The organism is Haladaptatus sp. AB618, assembly GCF_024136965.1.
In the GTDB taxonomy this organism is placed as follows: Archaea; Halobacteriota; Halobacteria; order Halobacteriales; family Haladaptataceae; genus Haladaptatus.
Map to the genome: position 1 here is coordinate 295,464 of NZ_JAMYJX010000003.1, position 19,332 is coordinate 314,795.

Here is a 19,332-nt window from a genome sequence, read left to right on the forward strand (position 1 = left end):
TCGCTCGGTTCATCTGAATCGTATCAACTCATCTGTTTCTCCTGTAACGTATATGCGTGAGGGTTCTCCTACGTGGTAATTTCGAGCTACCTTGGAGAATTGTATTCCCGGATTATTTCACACCACGTCCACCACTAGCCGTTCTCTCATCTTCTTCGCACTCCCTGGTTTTCCGTTCCCCATGAAAACACGTATGCAATTTTGCGGATTCGTTTGTCGCGTTCTACAACCCCAATGGAATCGAGAAGCTGCTCGATGGGTGAAAATTATTTGTTCGTGAAAAACTACTGTGGATATATGCTGGCCGAGGCGTTCTTCTATCTTGGGCAACTCCTTACGCCACTCGCTGGTTTGCTCTGTCTTCGATTGTTACTCATGACTGGTTGGGTAACCGAGGGAACAGAAGAGCGTGACGTGTGGTTTTCCGAGACGCCTCAAGAAGTGCACTCGTATAAATCACCGTTTCACAAGGGGGCTACTTGGATTGTCGGAGTCTTCGGCGTCTGGTTTCTCACTCTCATCCTGTACGTCTTCATCGTTGATTCGCTCTTGGCGTCACTATAATCAGAAGCGGATTACCCAGCCCACCGCCCTCAAGGAAGCAAATTTCGGCCACTCACTAACTCGGTACTTTCCAAGCCCGGTTTGCTTCGGTACCGTAGGTTCGGCGGAAGTCAGCGGTTACGTGGGCGTCACAGTAATCGCAGGTAGTCCGCTCGGAGGGGATTGCGGACGGTAAACGGACTACCATCCGGTCGTCACCTCCGAATAACGAGACCCAACGCTAACGGGTTTACCTGTAGTTAGTGGTTCTAAAAAGCTTAGTAAGGCTTTTTTACAGCATGGGGTCGGAGGGGCACCAATTCTGGCGAGGAACCGACCGCACTCTTGCGATTTTCCTTTCGAATAAATTTCGTCACACATCGGTGATCACTCGCTCAGAATGTCCATGTTCTCGGTGTCCGGACGTCGGCGTTCGAGCTCGTCCTCCAGGTCCGGCTTGTCGTAGTATCGCCGGATCGTCTCGGGGGATGCGGCGACACGCTTCGCGACCTTGACGTACGACAGACCCCTGTTGAGTTGCCACGTGATGCTCCCGGTTCGAATCGCGTGCGGGCCGCGGCTCGACGGGCACCGACTGGAGAACTGGCGTTTCGTGAACTTGCAGGAATCGCGCTGCTTGTTGTGCGGACAGCCGGTGTAGAGACACGGTTGAGTGGCTTGATACGCCCAACAGCGAACCGAACTCTCCGACGCTCGACCGTGGTTCGTGGTCAGCAACGGAGTGCGTCCGTTGTCGTCACGTTTGTTCGGACGTTCGCGTTCGATCCAGAAGTTCAGCACGTCCGCGACTTCCTTCGAGACGAGGACGTTGCGCTCGTGGTCCTTCTCGCCTTTCAGCCGGGTCGGTGGCCGATGCCGGAACATCAACTTCCGCTCTTCCGGAACCCAATCGCCGAGGTCGAGGGCGCGGAAACAGCTGATACGCCCACCGACGTGCCATATGAGTTCCAGCAGGACGTGCTGAATCGTTCCGCGGTGCTTCACCGAATTCCGGAAGAACGAGAGGTACTTCTCAGCTTCGCTGGGTTCGAGCAGTTTGTCGCTCGTCTCTTCTTCCTTCGTGAGCTTCGGCACCTCCAGCTTGTTCGGGAGGTTCTCGTCAACGACCTCGATGGTCACGCAGTACTGGAGCAGTTGGTCGAGCGCGGACATCTTCCCCTGAACCGTCACGGGCGAGTAGTCCTGGGACTCCAAATGTCGCTGGTACTCGTCGATCCACCAGCCGTCCATTTCTCGCATCACCCCGAGGTCGTTCTCGTCGGCCCAGTTGACGAAGGTGGTGAGCCGATTCCGGTAGCTTCGAACCGTCTTGTAGCTGTTTCTGTTCTCGCGACGAGCGACGAACCGCTCGGCCGCCTTGACCGGCGAGAGGTCGCGCTGCTTTCGGTTGGCTGAGTCAGTCATCGAGCATCACCTCCCGTGCTCGCATGAGACGAGTGAATTCGCGCTTGCTACCGCCGTGATCGGGGTGGTGTTCCTTCACGAGTTCCCGAAACGCACCCTGAACGACAGCGTCCGGAGCGTCCGGCGCTACACCGAGCACTTCGTGGGGCTCGTCAGTCGGGTCAGGTGCCGCGACAACGGATTCGTCGGCGGGCGGGAGGCGAGCGTTGGCGAACTCGCTCTCGCCGGTCACGACGGGGCGCTGTTCCATCTTGCGCTTCTCGCGGAGGTAGAGGTACAGCGTGCGGACGTTATCCCGGAGACGCGAGTAGGCGTCGCAAGCGACCGCGTACTGGTCGCCGTCCATCGTCCACCGGACGACTGCACTCGGGTCGTTCGGCGAGGCGTCCGCGTAGGGGTACTTCGGATTCTGTTTCTGATGGCGTGCGGCAGTCGAAAGCCGCCAGTCGTCCACGCCGACGCGTTCGAGTTCCGCTTCGAGGTCGTCGATGGACGTGCGGAGCGACGCTTCGTAGCGATTGTTCCGCGTTCGCTCGGTGGGATTCGTTTGTTCGAACGTCGCGGGCCAGTCGAGCGTAGCGCCGGTCATTCTGCCACCTCCCTTCGGGCCATTTCCAAATCGTCGATGATGTGACCCAACGCGTTGGCCTTCCCGGCGTCCGGTATCTCGTTCCAATCATCGAGACGTGGAACAGCATGTCGTGTGCGGATTGCACCTCGTGTGGGAGCGACGAGCAGGTGTCGTCGAGGAATCCGTGGAACCACGACTCCTCCACGTCGATGAACTCGCTGGTCATCTCGTCTTCGGCGTGAATTTCGGCCCTCGTCGCGAGGAACGTCGTCGAACCGTTCTCGGTTCGCTTGGCGACGAGAATGTCCGAGATACCGTGGCTGTGGAGATCGGGGAGAACGTGGATCTCACGACCATCCGGGTACGTCCAGCGTTGGGGGCGCGCGAACAGCTCGCCGTTTTGGGTGACACGCTGCGTCAGTTCGGCTTCCGTTCTCGGTACGTCATTCGCGGGGGCGTCGCCTTCGTGGTCGCTCACGCCTGCTCACCTCCCGAAGGGAATGCGGACGCGTCGAGTCCGCACTCCTGAACGCGGCGTTTTGTCCACGCTTCGAGCATGCAGCGCGTGGCGTCGGTCGTTCGGTACTCGTTGGTCCGACCGTTCTTCCGGCCTTTGTCGAGCAGACCGGACTCGACGAGGTGGTCGAGGTTCTGGTAGAGCCGCGAGTGGTTAATCTCCGTCTCGTAGTCGTCCTCCAGCACGCGCTTCACGGTGAGGCCCTTCGGTGGTTCGTCCCGTTCGAGGTCGCGGATCGCGTAGAGAAGATCGCGCTTGAACGCGTGCAGGTCGGTGAACGTGACGCCGCCGTCCGTGGCTACCTCACTTTCATCGTCATTCTCGATGTTGTACCGATCATCAGGAAGTAGATCGAGACCGACTTCGGAGAGATCGTCCTCAGTGACGATGATGGTGTGGAGGAACGCATCTTTTGCAGATGTGAGCGCTCCGTTGTCCATTGTGTTGGCGAACACGTCAGGGGAAAATCCGGCGTCACCGACTCGCATGTTGCTGTAGTTGGGTTCGTGCGGGGTCGCAACGTCGAACCGGCCCATGATGTCGCCAAGGAGAACAACCGGCTCCTCACCGTCGTCGCGCATCGTCTGCTGTACGTCTCGGAGCTTTTCGCAGAGTTGGTCGATAGTCAGCACATCGGTTGGCATTAGTCGTCACCCTCCTGCATCGTCGTCTGTGTCATCGGTTCGGGTGTACTCGGACCCCCTATTAAATGGGTTTTCGACAGCGGAGTGAAAGTGAAAGTGGGACTGCCGTCGGTCGAATTCGCCGTTTCATCTCTCGATTTTGACGTGTTTGAGGCGAGCTGGCGTGCGGTGATCGGGCCGACCGGACAGCCGCACGGGCTAAGAATGTGCGCGGATGGCCCGCGCGTGACGAGTCCGAGGATCGGTTCGTCGCAGTAGGGGCAGTTGACAGTCGATTCGTCCTGACAGTCGGGGCTTTCAAGACCCCGCGAGTTTTCTTCGTACATGGCTTCCTGCAGTGGTTTTGGAAGCTACCGCGGACCCGATGTCCTCAGCATCGGTCCGCTTACTTTCGACAGTGGACCCAACAGCGACGGGTCCGCGAATTGCTTCCTACTATCTGCCAAATCAGGGAGGGGTAATAAATCTAATCCATCATACGATGTTCTACAGTCAATTATTTGGTTTCCCACCTAAGTGTTATCAGTAGAGATATGACTCGTGTTTCGAAATCGTTCGGAAAATGCGCAGACCGCGAGTGTCTTGGATGACTCAAGGTGATGACCGAATTCTTGAGACGCTCGCCGATAGTGGGCTGATACTATCCCCCTCTGTAATCGCAATCAATACTGATTATACTCGAAACTACATCAACAAACGAGTCGCTATATTGCTAGAAAACGGACTTGTTAATCGGGTCAACGAGGGATACTACGTGATTACGGAGAAAGGTCGTCAGTATCTTGCTGGCGAGCTTGATGCACATGAACTAGAAGAGTAGCCTTTCGACGAGATTCCCTAATTCGTAGAAGATCCTGTAGACAGTGGGAGTCCTTGGAACTACTCTGGATATGGCAGGAATTCGTTGGCTTAGAGGACCCAGATTGTAAGCGATCCTAAAGAGTTTCACCAGTAATTACATAATACTAGACTGGTTAACTTCTGTTAATGAAACGAGGTGAGAAAATATCTCTAATTCTCGCTGTATTGTTCACCGTTATTCCCGCAATTGTTACCTTCTACCTGCCGATATTCAAGAATATTCTTGGATGGGTTCCCTTCGACTTTATCCTTCCATGGATGATGCGTGGCGGGATACTTACTCTTGTTTTCACCCTTGGATGGTCTCTCCGAGGCTTTGTTGAGACGCCAGATGCTGAACGAGTAGATTCTATTGAGGGTTGTATTCAGAAAGATGATATCGCTTGGAAAGGAATCGCGGATATTTCTGAAGGTCATATTGTAGATTTTGACCTTCCGTTCCACCCCATTTGTCCGGAGTGCCAGACCCCGCTGAAGAAGGATACTTTCGAGCCACCAGTACAACAGAGTCGAAGAAGTCCTGGATATTCGCGCTCAGGACCGGCAAAAAGGATCTGGGTATGTTCGAATGATAACTGCAGCCATACAGCGCACAGAAAAGGTGGAATACACGAGGATGCAGGGAATCTCTTCGAAAGCCATATTAAAAAGATAGTTGAGAGTGAAGGCGAAGAATATTCACTCGATTCACTTATGGCCCGTATCAATGGCAAAGTAACTCCACGGTCTGTTTGGGAAGAGTACGCCGAGATCGTGGATGATGAGCAAGTCTCCACAAACTGTTTCCACTAAACGATGGTTGACCAAGCCGATTGGATGAAAAAAGCAGACACTGCCTTTCTACAGCTACTGCTAGAGTCTGGCTTGGAATTGACTCCGAGCAATATCGCACACAACATGGGCTACAGCAACGGATACACACGAAAACGATGCAAAGAGCTCACTAATAGAACTCTACTCGTTGTATCTGAAGAAGGAACACAACCGTTTTACAGCATTTCGAAGCAGGGAGAACAGATCTTGCTGGCGAACTGAGTGAAAGTGAACTAGAAGACAAGGGGGTGAAGAATCATAAGTACAATCAAAAATCTCATCCTACACGGATTTCTTCGAGCTATCTGAATAACTAATTGGAATATTCAGTTTGTGTATCAAATATTGTCCAAAGGTCTGGTTAAGCGCATTTTCGACTGTCTCTATTGCAGTTGTTCTTTTAGTGTTGAGATGTTCAAAGGGCGCATCTGAATCAGTATGACCCATATCAAACATCACATCTGAAAGGTAGTTTATATTTTTAGATTTCGAGTAATATTCCGTTAGTGAATCTACTTCCTCGGATGTCAATTTTCCTATTCTTGAGGCATTAGTATCGTAAATGGTTGTCGGGACCAATTTTGCAGAATATGGTGGTGGTACTTTACGTCCATCATTGAGCTTGATTTTCGTTGGAAGATCGACGGAGTTCAGCTCTGCTAAGAAAGCTCGACGTAGATTCTGAATTCGATCATATTCCTTCTTTTCGTAGATTACAAATCCCGTAATGGCTGTCCCTATCAGTGCCCACGACTCCCTCAACACACTAGACAAGATGCTTATTATATCCATCTAATATAGATAGTGCGTAATTTTGAATATCTTTTACTATTCAAATTGGACAGCCCATAAATATGAGATGAGTTTGATGAGGACGAACTCGAAGAGTAGTACTCTCAATCTTGCCGCTCTTTTCGTTGGCAAACATTTATATTTCTGGAGTTGTCAGAATTCAATGGTCGGTGACGACCGATTCATTTGATTCAGCGTCGAAGCAACCCTTGTGGTTGTCTTCGGCGTTTCCGTAAGTACCTATACGTAGAAATTGAGTATTGACTACGGTTGTCGGTACATTTCTTAACGTATTCGGCTGTTCTTCTAGAACAGTTTGCTCGGATGAGTGAATAAAGCAAAGACAGTAATACATGAATCAGAAAGATTCCAGGTTTGTCGATCTAGTGAAGTTGGTGCAGGCAAATCGGAGAAAGGATAACCGATTGTTTCTTGCTATCCCGAGATATTTCTTCCAATCAGTCTAGACAGGTTTATTATCTCATTACAAATATCATCCTAGCGAGGATTGATCGGACTATGAATCGGAAACAGATTTGGTTATTAATAACACTCTGTGTTTCCTTTATCTTTGCTCTATGGGCCATTCTAGAGTATGAATCCTATATAAACATAATAAAAATAAACACATATCCGATACACTTACCAACTGCTATTAAGGCCATCAGTTCCGCTGTGTCACTATTATTGACATTTGTATTAGTATTGATATACCTAGAGCAAACATCGATACAGGAAAGACAAGAAAAATGGATGCAAGCAAATCATACACCAAAAATCGAAATCCAAAAGTGGTCTATCAACCTTAATAAGGTGAAATTTGAAATGGTAAACCTTGGTAATGGAATTGCAAAAAATATGTCGCTCCTTGTTGAACTAGAAGTAGACAGAATCTCGAAATTCAGACATTCTATCAGCGATATTGGCGGAAGTTCTCCACTTCGTAGGAAAGACATCTATGCAAGATCCTTAGAAGCAGGCCAGAGCGAATCGATAACTTGTACTTGCGTTCCTGAGATAGACTTGGTTTCTGATAAAGAGATTGAGCGTGGCTCTTTTTCAAAAATATCTACAAAATTAGTAGAACTGGGTTCCGAACAAGTAGAATGTACCATTTTGATAAAATATGAATACATCAATACAGAAACCAAGACGCTAAAGATATGGCACGGTAAATCAGTTCTTGAAAAGAATATGACTATTGAACAATTGGTAGAAAAATCATACAAAAATCTTAGCACAGATATTAATATCCCACCCGATAACCCATGATGTTTTGACCCTACAGAACTATATGGGTGACTCACAAAGAATCACTTAGACAGATGCCAGAGGATAGTTCGAAGTTGAATGATTTATATGTCGATAAAAAGGATATAAATAAAGAGCGGATTGCTAATGCACTCAGTGGTATATTAGGGATTGATGTAGAAACTGGAGAAATGATTCCACTATCTGGATTTGAAGAATTGTCAAAGAAAGAGCGGTTTGTCGCATGTTTACTTTATCGAAGAGCTGGTATCGCGCTTGGTGAGTTAGAAGAAGAAAAACGAAGCGCGAGATCATCTCAAATTGCAGAGAAAATTGGTGTGAGTGGAAGTACAGTCCGAAACTATGCTCTTGATTTGAGCTTCATAAAATCAGATGATAGACACGGTGGTTACTATATCCCAGGTCATTTGATTGGTGGAGCCTGTGATTTTATGCCAGAACAATCATAACAATTTCAACACATAATTGGTAATCTATAAACAAGCTTATTCAAATATTATCCAATAACTTTTTAGTGTCACGTGGTAGTCTCTTTTTATGTCCAAATTAGATGGAGAAGATCCCCTAGAAAAGGTACTAGTCAATAAAGATGAAATTAATCGCCAACGCCTCGCTGACGGGATCAAAGGAATAATTGGAGTAGACGAAGCCAGTGGAAAACCAACACCACTTTCAGGATATCAGAACCTAAATAATAAGCAAAGGTTCGTAGCTCGACTCCTTGCTCGTCGTGCCGCTCATGCATTAGATTTACTCGATGATGAGAGTTTAGGAGATTCTTCAAGTGGATTTGAAGATCGAATGGCAGTAACAGGAAGTACAATTAAAGACTATGGTTCAATCGACTTCGTCGAAAATGACGGAGAATATGGTGGATACCATATCCCTGCGTATGGCTTAGCAGAGGCAATCGAATTCATTCAAGAGACGGAAGAGAAAGAATGAAACAAGAGTATTCTGATCCACCGTATAAAGTCAGCGACATCGGTTATCTCACAGAAGTTTGTAAGTTTGTTAGGGATCAACCAAAATCGAGAGAAGAAATCAAAGAAAACACAGATGTTGCTAATTCCAATAAAGTGGTCCATTTCGGTCTTGAACTAAAATTTCTACAAGAGATCGACGAAGGTATTTCGACTACCCAATCTGGTGTCCAGATAAGTTATTCATCGACTGATTTTGTCGAGCTCTTCCGGGAAGCGATTCAAGAGTACCCATTATATCATGATCTTCTCAAGGCAGTACGGGATAATCAAGATCAAGTAGTTAAAGAAGAAGAATATATTCCTCGTACCGAGATTGAAAAACATCTTCGCATAACCTTGGGTATAGAAATATCAGATTACAAGGCAGGGAGGTCTGCAGATACATTTCTTCTAACCTTAGAAGCAGCCAACTTAGGTAATCGTATAATTGGACGCGGTAGTAAGCCTACTCGGATTGAAATTTCAGATGAGTTCTTTGAATCGGTTTCAGATATTCTTAATGAATCGACTAACGACGAAGAAACTCCTCTTGAACCCGGTTCAACTCAGAATTCTGATCAACAGAGAGTTGATTTAAATGGAGAGACTGGTTTTGATGAGCTACTTAACGAGTTTAGTAGCCAGTCAACCGTAAATCTGGATGTACAGCTTACTGTCGAGGGAACAGACGATCCTGAGAATATTCGAGATATTATTCTCTCTATACGGAAAGGGCTCGAACAAGAATTGGACTACACAGGTACAGAAGAGAGTTTAGGTTCAACGAAAAATCTGGACCTTGAAGATGAGGAGAACGAGGAATTAAGCACGAACCCAGATGGGAATCTGTCACAATTTACTGAAGAAACATAGACACACATAGTTCTATTCTGCCAATTGCTCATCTCGCCGCGAGAGATCATCAATGTCAGAGTCGAAGTGCTCCTCAATAATTTCTCTCGCTTCTTCAACACCGAGCGGTGTGATTTTGGCAACACCATCCTCATAGTGTACCTTTCGAGATTGTTTGAGATTGCCGAGTCTACTTTTAACAGAGTGTGCATCGGCATTCATTATCCATCCACTCAGGGTATCCGCATCAATCTCTGATCCAAGTGCTTGCAAATGTACTAAGATTTCCTCTGTCGGATCCAATTCACGGGTCATAATCAACCGTTTTCCATTGTAGCTGTCGATATATGGAGTATTAGGGGAAGCTAGCTGATCGATCATAGTGGCAATTTCATCAACGTCATCTTCATTCCCGTATACTCGAACCATCTCTGCTAACATCCATGTACATAGCCGAACAGCAGTTTGGGTATCTGAATGATTAACTGGAATTTCGAGGTTGACATGAACAGAGTCGCGTTGGTTTCGCAATGCATATGCTGGACGCATCGCTCGAGGAATTAGTAACCAAATTTCTCGCTCCAAACTGTTTGTGTCGTAATTACCATTTGTTATATTGTCGATGAAATTTCCAACACTGATATGCGGGTCAATACCCACGTCTGTTTCAGCCCGGATCACGTTGGCTAAATTTTCGCAGAAGTTTCCGATATGTGCTCCTGCCTCAACATAACTTCCGTTACCTAGGTGGAATTGCATATCCTCATAGTGATCGAGCATGCGGTCCACGGATTCTTCATGGAGCCCCGTCTCAAGAAGTTGATTTCTAATTGTATCAACAGTCATACATCGACGCCCTCGATTCGACTAAGTGAATTCGATAGACTTTGAGGGACAAGTACCCACTCGCCAGATTCTTCGTCTTTTTTCACGAGGTCATCTTTCTGGAGTTCATTTACGTAACGTCTAATTGTACTATTGTCTCTATCAAATCTGGAATAGAAATAATCATATGGCAAGGATTCTTTTTCCACTCGATCGGCTTCAAATGCATAGTAATGGCCGATAGTATAGATCACCAATTGTTCCTTCCAAGAGCTATCTTTGTATGCTGGCGCAATTTCGACTGTACCATTGTCGAAAATTCTGAACAGTTCCTTGGCAGTATCGAAGTACTCATCGAGTATCGATTCTGTCTTGACTACCATTTCATCTTCAATTCGTTCCTTAAGATTCATCTTCGAACATTTCCTCTACGTATTTTAGCCCATCAGAAGTGACAACACGGAGTTGAGCCTGCCCTTCTTTCCCATCACGCATCAACCAGCCCTTATTTTCGCATTTGGATAATACATCACTAATATTGGCTGGAAGTGGTTCTCGAGCAGTCCGATAGCCTCCTTCGATATCATCGGAACTAAAACTCTCTTTCCCCTGCTGGCGATCAAAGTGATAGCCAATTACGAGTGCCCGTTCATTATGAGTACTTGGGTTGGTTTTGTTCACGAATTCACGTAGCCCTACGAAATCCTCTGGAGTTCCTTCACCCCCTTCAAGCCTTTTTTCGAGAGTGCTAACACGCTCTTTCAGGTCATCAACCTCATCGCGTAGATTACTGTTACTCATTCATCATCCCCCTCCAGAAATTGTTTTGTTTTTTCTATGTTGACCGTAGGAATACGGTAGCTACCATCATCGTTTTGTGCATAGTTGTCCTCTTCTAGGCCTCTCACAGCGGGGAAGACTGTACCGCTCTTTATTCCACTGAGATTAGCGATTTCAGTTGGGGAAAGCCACTCTTCATCAACCATTTCGAGTTCGTACCGTGCCTTTTGTGCCAATAACACAACCGCAATCTTCTCTTTGGCAGTCAGCGCTTGGTATGCCTTTTGTGGGACCAATTCACCACTTTCGCTCCCGATTTTCGTATACGTACTAACTGTATTGACGAGGAGATCCTCGTTTATTTCCTCTTCGTCGACGAGGAGATCCTCAAATTTTGCTTGTTTCTCTTCTGCCATCCTGGTGGTAACTTGTAGACATATCACTATAAAGTTTCCTTGTCCTATGGAAATTCTTCCAAGGTGTTTCGGTATATAAGTGACTTGTATGAGAACGGGATGATCCAATTCTATAGGGCAAAACAAGTTCCAAGTAGAAGATTAGATATCTATTCGTCGTATTTTCAATCCTCGCCTGAAACAAGATCTACTGCTTTGTTAATACCGAAGTCACGTATGTAGTACCCACCTTTTTCGTCGTCATTATCCACATAGCCAAGATCTGAAGCATAATTGTGGATTGCACTCTTTGTGACTTCCACGTTTTCCTCGATTTCAGCAGTTGAAAGACCCATATCAGTGCTCTCAAGATCTCCTAAGGCAACGACTGCTCTCCGATACAGTAGTTGAGCGGCGAACTGTTCCTTTCCTCCTAAGTCATCATATCCTTCTAAAAAGATTGGATCACCACTCTCTCTATCAATCTGAATAATTCCCTCTAATGCACTTGCAAGACGCTCTCGATCGATAGAATCGCTGTCTCCGTACAATCGTTCCAAGGGATCCTCTTCCTCAGTGGATTCGTCATCTGTGGACATTGGTGATAGTTATGAAATCATATGTTAAATAAATACCTGTTTCTACAAGAAACCCATTTAGGAGTCCATCTCATGAATTGCTTCATGCACTTTATAGTAATTGAGAATGAATGATGTAATAGCAAACCTGTTATGAGTTCGGAAGCAGAAAATGGTGGTAAGGAACCGCCCATGGACGAAAGGAAGACCATTGAAGTAACTGAAGGAGGTGTTGGACTGCCCACAGTTGAACTATTAACTGGGAGAGGGTTCATTACTGGAAAAAGTGGGAGTGGGAAGAGTAATAGCGCAAGTGTGGTCGCTGAAGAATTACTCAAGAATAACTTTCCTCTACTAATTATTGACACTGATGGCGAATACTATGGACTGAAGGAGCAGTTCGAGATTCTCCATGTCGGAGCGGACGAAGAATGTGATATTCAGGTCGGAATCGAGCACGCAGAACGAATCGCCGAATTGGCTTTAGAACAGAATATTCCAATTATTCTCGATGTATCTGCGTACCTTGATGAGGAAGAGGCTAAGGGTCTGATAAAGGAAACCGCACACCATCTATTCAGCAAGGAGAAGAAGCTCAAGAAACCGTTTCTTATCATCATTGAAGAAGTCCATGAGTATATACCTGAGTCTGTAGGCTTAGACGAATGCGGTCAGATGCTGATTAAAGTGGCAAAACGAGGTCGAAAACATGGTCTAGGTCTGTGCGGCATATCTCAACGACCTGCTGACGTTAAGAAGGATTTCATCACGCAGTGCGATTGGCTCGTCTGGCATCGACTCACTTGGAAGAATGATACAGGCGTTGTACGTCGAGTCTTGGGCACTGAGTATTCAGATGTTATTCAAGACCTTGATGATGGTGAGGCGTTCCTGATGACCGACTGGAACGACGAAATTCAGCAGGTCAGATTTAGACGAAAAGAGACGTTTGACGCGGGAGCAACACCCGATCTCGATGATTTTGAACGTCCAGAGTTGAAATCAGTCAGTACTAATATTGTAGAAGAGCTCAAGGAAATTTCTGAGCGAAAACGTGAGCAGGAGACTCGTCTTGACCGTCTTGAGGAAGAACTTGACAGAAAAACCTCGCAGGTCCAAAAGCTAGAATCAGAACTGGAGCAAGCAAGAGACATGAGTGAGCTTGCTCAACAATTCACAGATGCGATTACTCAAGCAGAAAATGGAGATTCACAGGATTTGCAGGCAACAGTAGAAGAAATACGAGAGGAAAAGAACAAAGAAATCCGTGAATTGAGAGCCGAAAATCGGGAACTAAAAGAAGAAAAAGACATTCTCAGAGAACGAGTTAACGAACTGGAGAAGTTTGCAGATACTACCGAGCGATTTGAGGAGCTACAGAACAATTTCACTGAGGCTGTAGAAGCGTATGCTAGGTTAGGAGACGCGTTGGGTCTATCCTCTACCGAAGAGATGCAAGATGCTGCCGAGAATTCCCTTATCAGTACGAATGCCGAAATTGACTCTACAATATCAACTACCACCGTAGAAACGACACCAGAAGAGTTTATCGAGGACGAAGCTGTTCAAGCTGAAATAGAAGTAGCGAAAGGGAAAGCATCGTCACCTCGTTATGTAAAGGGAGTAGTCGCAAGTGTCTTGCAGAGCCAAGAACCCGTAACTTACGAAGAGATCGCAGATCATTTGGAAATATCTACTACTAGTCACGTTGCAACTGCAGTAAATGCCTTGCACGAACAGGGAATTGTCTCAAAATCGAAACGAGGACGAGAGACGATAGTTGATTTACGAATAGAAGACCTAGAGGAAATTAGAGCTGCTGCCAAGCGTCGAGAGAAAACAAAACAAATTATGGAAGAGATTTAACCCTCAGTCATCCCAATTCTTGGAAGCTAACCGTACTTGCTCACGAATTTTAAACAATAGAGTGACTAGTTCTGTCCCGTCTTCACTGAGTTGTTGCATTTCTTCCTCTGAGAGATTAACATCAATAGAATGGGCAGAAGCATTTGCATTTTCACGGAAGTGATTAAGTTTGGTGACAAATTCGTCATCTAACTCCGTGGAGTACGGTTTGAACTTAGCAATCTCTGCTTCGAAGTTGTCGATGATCGTCGAGAACGATTTGAACTTCCGTTCATCCGTATTATAGTACAGATCAAGGCTATCACCAACGCCAAAGTGAGTTCTCATGATCTCAACGAGGAGATTTTCTAGGAGTTTTCGGGTCAATATATTTGTCCCTTCGTCAACTCCCGCACGATACGATCTATTAATATCGTGCACAAGAGGTGAGAAGAAATCGTCATCAGGCGGATTCACATTCAAAAACACTCCGTCGCGTTGTTCGTTTACCTCTGGTAGATCGACCATTTGCAAAAAGTGGTCTTTTCCCTCATGTGTACCCCGATATTTGGAGTCAACCTTCTTCAGATAGCCATCTCTAGCTAGTTGGCTGGGATAGGCAGAAACGTTCTTAGAGGGTATATCCGCACCCGAATACTTGACCGTCTCTGTAATGTCACTGGTTTCAATACTATCATAGTCTTCCTCTTTGAGGAGATAATAAGCCGCCAAGCCAGCAGTTTCCTTCCCTGTGAGTTTCTCGACTGTATTTTCTAGATAAGTGTCGAAATCCATGTTTGAGGTATATCGCCATTTTGTGTATATATTTTTTGGATATAGAACAGATAATCCAGCAGTGCCTCGACGCTCCGCAGCAACCACGACGCGTAGCAGACCGGCACCAAGATCAGCACGAACACCAGCGGAGTCGTCGTGTACTGGAGCACGTTCCAGAACGCATCCGCCAGCCCGATGCAGAACAATACCCCGACAGTCGGTAGGAGCGAACTGTTACGCCTACTCGCCGTTCTGAGGGAGTCCGCGACCGCGACCATGAGTAGTCCAACGAACGCGCCGTCGAGCGCGGAGAACCCCCTGCTTGATTGAGCGTGTGGATCGTCTCGTAATGTTAGGACTTCACGGCAAATTTTTAGATATATTTGATTTTAATCTTGAACTAGCAAATGGTTAAGGTGTTCGGGAACCATATAGAGATATGCTCGAGAAGTCACATGCGTAACGAAAGACACTGGTTCGTCCTATGACGACTGCCGCTGCATCAAGCAAATTGGATACAAAATTGGAAGCTCCAGCTACTCAGGTACGCCTTCAAAAATCCACGATGATATCAACGACGGGAAATCATACTACGTGAACAATAATGGGACCCATACGGATCTCAGGGCTGCCAAACACGGATCGACAAAGTACGTTCGTACAGAACCCAATAACACTTCCAAAGACAACCTGCTGAAGCAGCCCAGCTGCTGATCAGCAGAAAGCTCATATATTCTTACGTAGTAACATATATTATGGAAGAATCAACCTTTATTTCCCTTTCTCAACGCAGCAGCGCATTTTGGTTAGGACTTGGACTACTACTTGCCGGAGGAATAATTCCGGATTCTATTCAAGTAGGAAGCGCTCATCTCAACGGAGTCATCATCGGTCTTGGTGCTACTATTCTCCTAGTTAGACTTCTTGTCGCCGGGTACATTATTCTGCGAACCAGTTACGAAGGATGGCGGTATGGATACGCAGAAGGCAAATTAAGCGGCTGATCTTTATTCGAATAATCCATTAACTAAGCTCTTCTTGGTAGCTGAATTATTAAGGTAGTAAAAGGAGAACCCAGCGGTGTCTCTCTGCCGAAGTTTAGATGAGAGAATCAGGTCACTAACTAGGTTTTACTCACGTCGATCATCAGGTGTTCTCACGTCTGCTTCGATCCAACTCCGGTGTGTGTTCGTCCACGAGATCGTGAGTCTCCAGGTCGTGAACGAGCTCGACGTGATCGTCTCCATCGACAAGATAGAACCCAAGTTGCCCCGTGGACACCACATATTGATCATCTCTTCAATAGACAGATTTATTTGGTAAACTTGTAGACAACTGGTATGCCTCGGTCAAAGCTATCTCTTGTCCTCATTTTCCTCATCCTCACTGCTGGATGCGCCGGAAAACTCGAAGAGAAAACGACGACACAAACGAGTTCGACGGAGATCGTCGAGTCGACATCATCGACGACCTCGACACCAGCGACAACTACGACGACTTTCTCGACGACAGAGTCGACCACAACCACGACCACCGAACCAACTCCCGATAATCCGTGGGAGAAAGAGGAACTGGTCGTCGAGATCGACAACACGGTAAACCATCGGAACTTCAAACCGCTCGTCAGGGAGGCGCTCGACTACTGGGAGGAAAACGATAGTCGCTACGGGGACTACGAGGTCAACTATACGATCGCGAACGATAGTCGGTATCCGGATATCCTGGTCGAGTTCGTCCAGGATATTCCGAAGTGTAACGACACTACCCGTGCCGTCGGCTGTGCACCCATGATCAACGGCACTGATCGCGTCTCCAGTATGGAGACGGTCCGTATCGAAACCGGGTACACCAACGAATCGACTCTCCAGACGTTGAAACACGAATTTGGTCACACACACGGACTCGAACACGGTGAAGAACCGATGCCACTCATGAACGAGAGCCACGACGTTGACCATCTCCCGATGCCAAACGTGGACGAGCGCGACCTTCCGTGGCAGTCCGAGCAGCTGTCCGTATTTGTCGATTATAGCAACGTCTCACAGTTCGATCGAGATGACTACCAGGAGCAGATTCAGCACGCCCTTGACTACTACGACGACGGAGCGGATGGAACGGTTCCAGAAGCTGTGTCCTTCGAGACGACCGAGAACAGATCCGCGGCGGACATCGCTATCGACTTCCCGGATTCAGTACAGTGCGGGGATTCTTCCGAAGGTTCGTGTGGTTCTTTCTGGGGGATAAGTCTCGATATGGATGACGAGTTCGAGTTCCACACTCGAGTTCAGATCAATCTCGCTGGAGTCGACGAGGACGCAGTCGGCTGGCACGTTGGTTACTGGCTTGGTTACGCGTTCGAAGATGATTCAGACGATTTCGCACCGCCCTTCCAGGATGCGGACTACGACGATCGGCGCGACGACTGGTAGAGCTAGCAGGGTTGTATCTATATCTTCTTGATTTGTAAAATACCACTTAACCTCTTACCTCCGATTACGACGGAATGCTCGGAACGCCAGAGACCACGTGAACGAATCATCCTCATCAGTTGAAGATGTTGATGTTTTGGGTTGAGGAGTCGATTCTCCACCATTGGTTGTGGCTACTGCTGGATTTCCAGCGATAGACGTTGCTTTCCCGACCTTTCGCCATACAATTACACTAAGAATGGTGCTTAGGATGTGTATTATATAATATACGATAAGACCAATTGAAAAGAATATGGTTGCTTCAGGTACAATATTATTTACTAAAACAACCAATGCTAAAATGAGGCTTAGTGTTCCAAATTCTAACGAGGATGTCTGAATAATTGGAATCATGACATATAGGCTAGCTACCTGCTGGAGCCCCATCGTAAGTAAGAGGAAGAATATACTAACAGCGAATATATTGAGCGGAATTAAGTAAATAATTGGTTGTTTAGTGGCTACAATTATAGAGAAACCTGTGAATCCTAACCCGATAAGTGCCAATGCCGTAGAACGCTCATCGCTTAAGTCAGCCCCCATATTACCAGACATTCTCTTAGTTAATAGATTAGGAGCTAGGAAAATAAGCGCGAAAAGTTCGAGTAGGAATAAACAAGGGGCGATTAATATCAGTGGCCAGTCCGAAGCTGTGATAGGCATGATCAGTCGGTCGGAGACATGTAAGGACAGCTGTTGTACAGTGATGGATATATATGGCAGGGGTCGTGGATGTCACAGAATCTGAAAGAAACTAAATTTGGCGTTAGATCTAACCACTGCTCTCTGATTTTACCATCCTCTATTAACGATATTGCTACCCCAAAAATCTCGGTCTGACCATCTGGCGATGGATCGATTCCTAGTACTGATTCATTTTGGTCTCCTCTAATTCCAATCATTGAGACAACCCGATTATCACTCACATGGGTGTCCCCTAACGCGACTTCAAACCCATCGAATGAATTTCTGACTGCCTGAATTGTATCTTTCACTCCTTTTGTTCCCTCGATCTCACCAGAGTCCGAAAAGTCGTGGCCGATGTAATCTACGCTAACAAAATCTTCAACTTCGTCGAGATTTCCATCCTCAACAAAGTCTCCGAAAAAATTTTCAACCAATACTATCGATTCTAACTCTGAATACATGTTTTTGTTCCCTCCCCAGTGAACCTCCTACGCCAGAACAGAAATAGAAATCTAAATCATTATTACTGATCTTTTGATGGTAGAATTCTTTTAATTCACAAAAAACAGACTTTACAGGGACTTATTCATTTGACCAGTATAGTCAACTACGAGAAATGATGATCGAAAAGGCCATCTCCTGTCTCAAATTGATACTGTCTTGATTCTTCTCATTCCCTAAGATCGTATTGGCTCTTCTTCTTATCCTTGAAACAAATTTTTAAATTACCATCTAATCAGGTTCTGGTAGCCAATATTGAAAGACTAACCTGATAGAGAAAGCCTTAATTTTCCATCTTTACTGGTGACTTGTCACCAGCCGCTCCCGCGTTTTCTTCGCACTCCCTGATTTCCCGTTCCCCATAAAGTTAGACTCGTCTCGCCCAATCACTCGAAACTCTTCCAGCCCGTCGGGCAGCTCCGAGTACGACACGATCCACTTCGCCTCCAACTCCCGCAGCGCGTCGACGAACGCCGAGTGGTCGATATCGCTCACCGGGTAGTACGACTCCTTCCCGACGTAGGGCGGATCGCAGTAGAACACTGTCTCCTCGCCATCGTACTTCTTTCTCGAACACCTCCTGCTAATCGAGGTTCTCCAGCACGACGTCGTCGAATCGCGCTCCGAACTCCTGCAACCGCTCGATCTTGTTCGCGTAGCTCTTCGCCCGGCTCGATACCTTGCTCGTCCCGAAGCCACTCGAACTATCGTACGCACCACCCCACTGCGAGTAGCGCAGATAGAAGAACTGCCCAGCACGAACGATTTCGTCGCCGGGTCGATAGCCACCGTAGAAGGCGTCGGCCCACTTCGAGTGAACCGCTCGCGAGTACGGGACCGTCTCCAGCCACTCGACCAACTCGTCCGCGCGGTCGCGCAGCACTTCGAAGAAGTGCACGAGATCGCCGTCGCGGTCGTTGTACACCTCGACGGTACTCACGTCCGGGTCCTTGTTCACGAGCACGCCAGCCGCTCCACCGAAGACTTCGACGAAGCACGTATGCTCCGGGACGTAATCGAGGATCCACGAGGCAAGCCGCGACTTCCCGCCGGGGTACGGGAACACCGCATCAACCACTGAAAATCACCGTCGAACCGCTGAGCGTTCGAGCTTCAATACATCGTCCGTTCGGGCGTTGTCGTTGCATCCCACTCCTCGAGCGGACCGTCCCCTACTTCAGTGGTTTTCGACAGCGGGCTGAAAGTGAAAGTAGTCCGTCT

At 47.2% G+C, this 19,332-nt stretch carries 22 protein-coding genes; 8 read left to right on the top strand and 14 right to left on the bottom strand.

The window, feature by feature from the left end:
- Positions 1–930 precede the first annotated feature (930 nt).
- Both NKF26_RS11940 and NKF26_RS11945 read right to left on the bottom strand, forming a co-directional pair.
- Entirely contained in the window at positions 931–1,968 is a 1,038-nt protein-coding gene (locus tag NKF26_RS11940) for a phage integrase SAM-like domain-containing protein (protein ID WP_253234346.1), read from the bottom strand.
- On the bottom strand, positions 1,961–2,557 hold the full coding sequence (locus NKF26_RS11945; RefSeq protein WP_253234347.1) for a J domain-containing protein: 597 nt from the start codon (positions 2,555–2,557) through the stop codon (positions 1,961–1,963). The genes NKF26_RS11940 and NKF26_RS11945 overlap by 8 nt, the downstream gene beginning before the upstream one ends.
- A gap of 41 nt (positions 2,558–2,598) precedes the next feature.
- Here NKF26_RS11945 and NKF26_RS11950 point away from each other — a divergent pair, with 41 nt between their 5' ends.
- Entirely contained in the window at positions 2,599–2,781 is a 183-nt protein-coding gene (locus tag NKF26_RS11950) for a hypothetical protein (protein WP_253234348.1), read from the top strand.
- A gap of 232 nt (positions 2,782–3,013) precedes the next feature.
- On the opposite strand, the gene NKF26_RS11955 is transcribed toward NKF26_RS11950, so the two are convergent.
- Positions 3,014–3,700 (bottom strand): helix-turn-helix transcriptional regulator, encoded by a 687-nt coding sequence (locus tag NKF26_RS11955; RefSeq protein ID WP_253234349.1) that lies wholly within the window; start codon positions 3,698–3,700, stop codon positions 3,014–3,016.
- Positions 3,701–4,687: 987 nt separating this feature from the next.
- Here NKF26_RS11955 and NKF26_RS11965 point away from each other — a divergent pair.
- Positions 4,688–5,353 (top strand): hypothetical protein, encoded by a 666-nt coding sequence (locus tag NKF26_RS11965; protein WP_253234351.1) that lies wholly within the window; start codon positions 4,688–4,690, stop codon positions 5,351–5,353.
- Positions 5,354–5,656: 303 nt separating this feature from the next.
- Here the strand turns inward: NKF26_RS11965 and NKF26_RS11970 are convergent, their stop codons facing one another.
- Complete coding sequence (locus tag NKF26_RS11970) at positions 5,657–6,166, bottom strand: hypothetical protein (RefSeq protein ID WP_253234352.1); 510 nt, start codon at positions 6,164–6,166, stop codon at positions 5,657–5,659.
- Positions 6,167–6,685: 519 nt separating this feature from the next.
- On the opposite strand from NKF26_RS11970, the gene NKF26_RS11975 reads away from it, so the two are divergent.
- The 4 genes from NKF26_RS11975 (at position 6,686) to NKF26_RS11990 (ending at position 9,276) form a co-directional block, all read left to right on the top strand.
- The gene (locus NKF26_RS11975; RefSeq protein WP_253234353.1) at positions 6,686–7,438 is read left to right on the top strand and encodes a hypothetical protein; all 753 of its coding nucleotides are present in this window, start codon (positions 6,686–6,688) and stop codon (positions 7,436–7,438) included.
- A gap of 53 nt (positions 7,439–7,491) precedes the next feature.
- Complete coding sequence (locus NKF26_RS11980) at positions 7,492–7,887, top strand: hypothetical protein (RefSeq protein ID WP_253234354.1); 396 nt, start codon at positions 7,492–7,494, stop codon at positions 7,885–7,887.
- An 88-nt stretch (positions 7,888–7,975) separates the two neighbouring features.
- A complete protein-coding gene (locus NKF26_RS11985; RefSeq protein WP_253234355.1) occupies positions 7,976–8,383 on the top strand; it encodes a hypothetical protein in 408 nt (135 codons plus the stop codon).
- Positions 8,380–9,276, top strand: a complete 897-nt coding sequence (locus NKF26_RS11990) for a hypothetical protein (protein WP_253234356.1) — start codon at positions 8,380–8,382, stop codon at positions 9,274–9,276. Before NKF26_RS11985 ends, NKF26_RS11990 begins: the two co-directional genes overlap by 4 nt.
- 12 nt (positions 9,277–9,288) lie before the next feature.
- Here the strand turns inward: NKF26_RS11990 and NKF26_RS11995 are convergent, their stop codons facing one another.
- The 5 genes from NKF26_RS11995 to NKF26_RS12015 form a co-directional block, all read right to left on the bottom strand.
- Positions 9,289–10,101, bottom strand: a complete 813-nt coding sequence (locus tag NKF26_RS11995; RefSeq protein WP_253234357.1) for a hypothetical protein — start codon at positions 10,099–10,101, stop codon at positions 9,289–9,291.
- Entirely contained in the window at positions 10,098–10,493 is a 396-nt protein-coding gene (locus NKF26_RS12000) for a hypothetical protein (protein ID WP_253234358.1), read from the bottom strand. The genes NKF26_RS11995 and NKF26_RS12000 overlap by 4 nt, the downstream gene beginning before the upstream one ends.
- Positions 10,483–10,881 carry a hypothetical protein gene (locus NKF26_RS12005; protein ID WP_253234359.1) on the bottom strand — a complete coding sequence of 133 codons (399 nt, stop codon included), beginning with the start codon at positions 10,879–10,881 and terminating at the stop codon, positions 10,483–10,485. The genes NKF26_RS12000 and NKF26_RS12005 overlap by 11 nt, the downstream gene beginning before the upstream one ends.
- Complete coding sequence (locus NKF26_RS12010; protein ID WP_253234360.1) at positions 10,878–11,276, bottom strand: hypothetical protein; 399 nt, start codon at positions 11,274–11,276, stop codon at positions 10,878–10,880. The genes NKF26_RS12005 and NKF26_RS12010 overlap by 4 nt, the downstream gene beginning before the upstream one ends.
- 164 nt (positions 11,277–11,440) lie before the next feature.
- Positions 11,441–11,854 (bottom strand): hypothetical protein, encoded by a 414-nt coding sequence (locus NKF26_RS12015; protein WP_253234361.1) that lies wholly within the window; start codon positions 11,852–11,854, stop codon positions 11,441–11,443.
- A gap of 171 nt (positions 11,855–12,025) precedes the next feature.
- Here NKF26_RS12015 and NKF26_RS12020 point away from each other — a divergent pair, with 171 nt between their 5' ends.
- Positions 12,026–13,699, top strand: coding sequence for a DUF87 domain-containing protein (locus NKF26_RS12020; protein ID WP_253234435.1), 1,674 nt, complete (start codon positions 12,026–12,028; stop codon positions 13,697–13,699).
- A 3-nt stretch (positions 13,700–13,702) separates the two neighbouring features.
- On the opposite strand, the gene NKF26_RS12025 is transcribed toward NKF26_RS12020, so the two are convergent.
- Positions 13,703–14,473: a hypothetical protein gene (locus NKF26_RS12025; protein ID WP_253234362.1), complete on the bottom strand. Its 771-nt coding sequence runs from the start codon at positions 14,471–14,473 to the stop codon at positions 13,703–13,705.
- 1,322 nt (positions 14,474–15,795) lie between these two features.
- On the opposite strand from NKF26_RS12025, the gene NKF26_RS12030 reads away from it, so the two are divergent.
- Positions 15,796–16,884, top strand: a complete 1,089-nt coding sequence (locus NKF26_RS12030) for a hypothetical protein (protein WP_253234363.1) — start codon at positions 15,796–15,798, stop codon at positions 16,882–16,884.
- Between the two features lie 54 nt (positions 16,885–16,938).
- On the opposite strand, the gene NKF26_RS12035 is transcribed toward NKF26_RS12030, so the two are convergent.
- From NKF26_RS12035 to NKF26_RS12050, 4 genes are all read right to left on the bottom strand, one after another.
- Complete coding sequence (locus tag NKF26_RS12035) at positions 16,939–17,586, bottom strand: hypothetical protein (RefSeq protein WP_253234364.1); 648 nt, start codon at positions 17,584–17,586, stop codon at positions 16,939–16,941.
- A 2-nt stretch (positions 17,587–17,588) separates the two neighbouring features.
- Complete coding sequence (locus NKF26_RS12040) at positions 17,589–18,071, bottom strand: ester cyclase (protein ID WP_253234365.1); 483 nt, start codon at positions 18,069–18,071, stop codon at positions 17,589–17,591.
- A 337-nt stretch (positions 18,072–18,408) separates the two neighbouring features.
- A complete protein-coding gene (locus NKF26_RS12045) occupies positions 18,409–18,654 on the bottom strand; it encodes a hypothetical protein (protein ID WP_253234366.1) in 246 nt (81 codons plus the stop codon).
- Positions 18,655–18,694: 40 nt separating this feature from the next.
- Positions 18,695–19,189, bottom strand: coding sequence for a DNA adenine methylase (locus NKF26_RS12050; protein ID WP_253234367.1), 495 nt, complete (start codon positions 19,187–19,189; stop codon positions 18,695–18,697).
- Between the last annotated feature and the right edge of the window lie 143 nt (positions 19,190–19,332).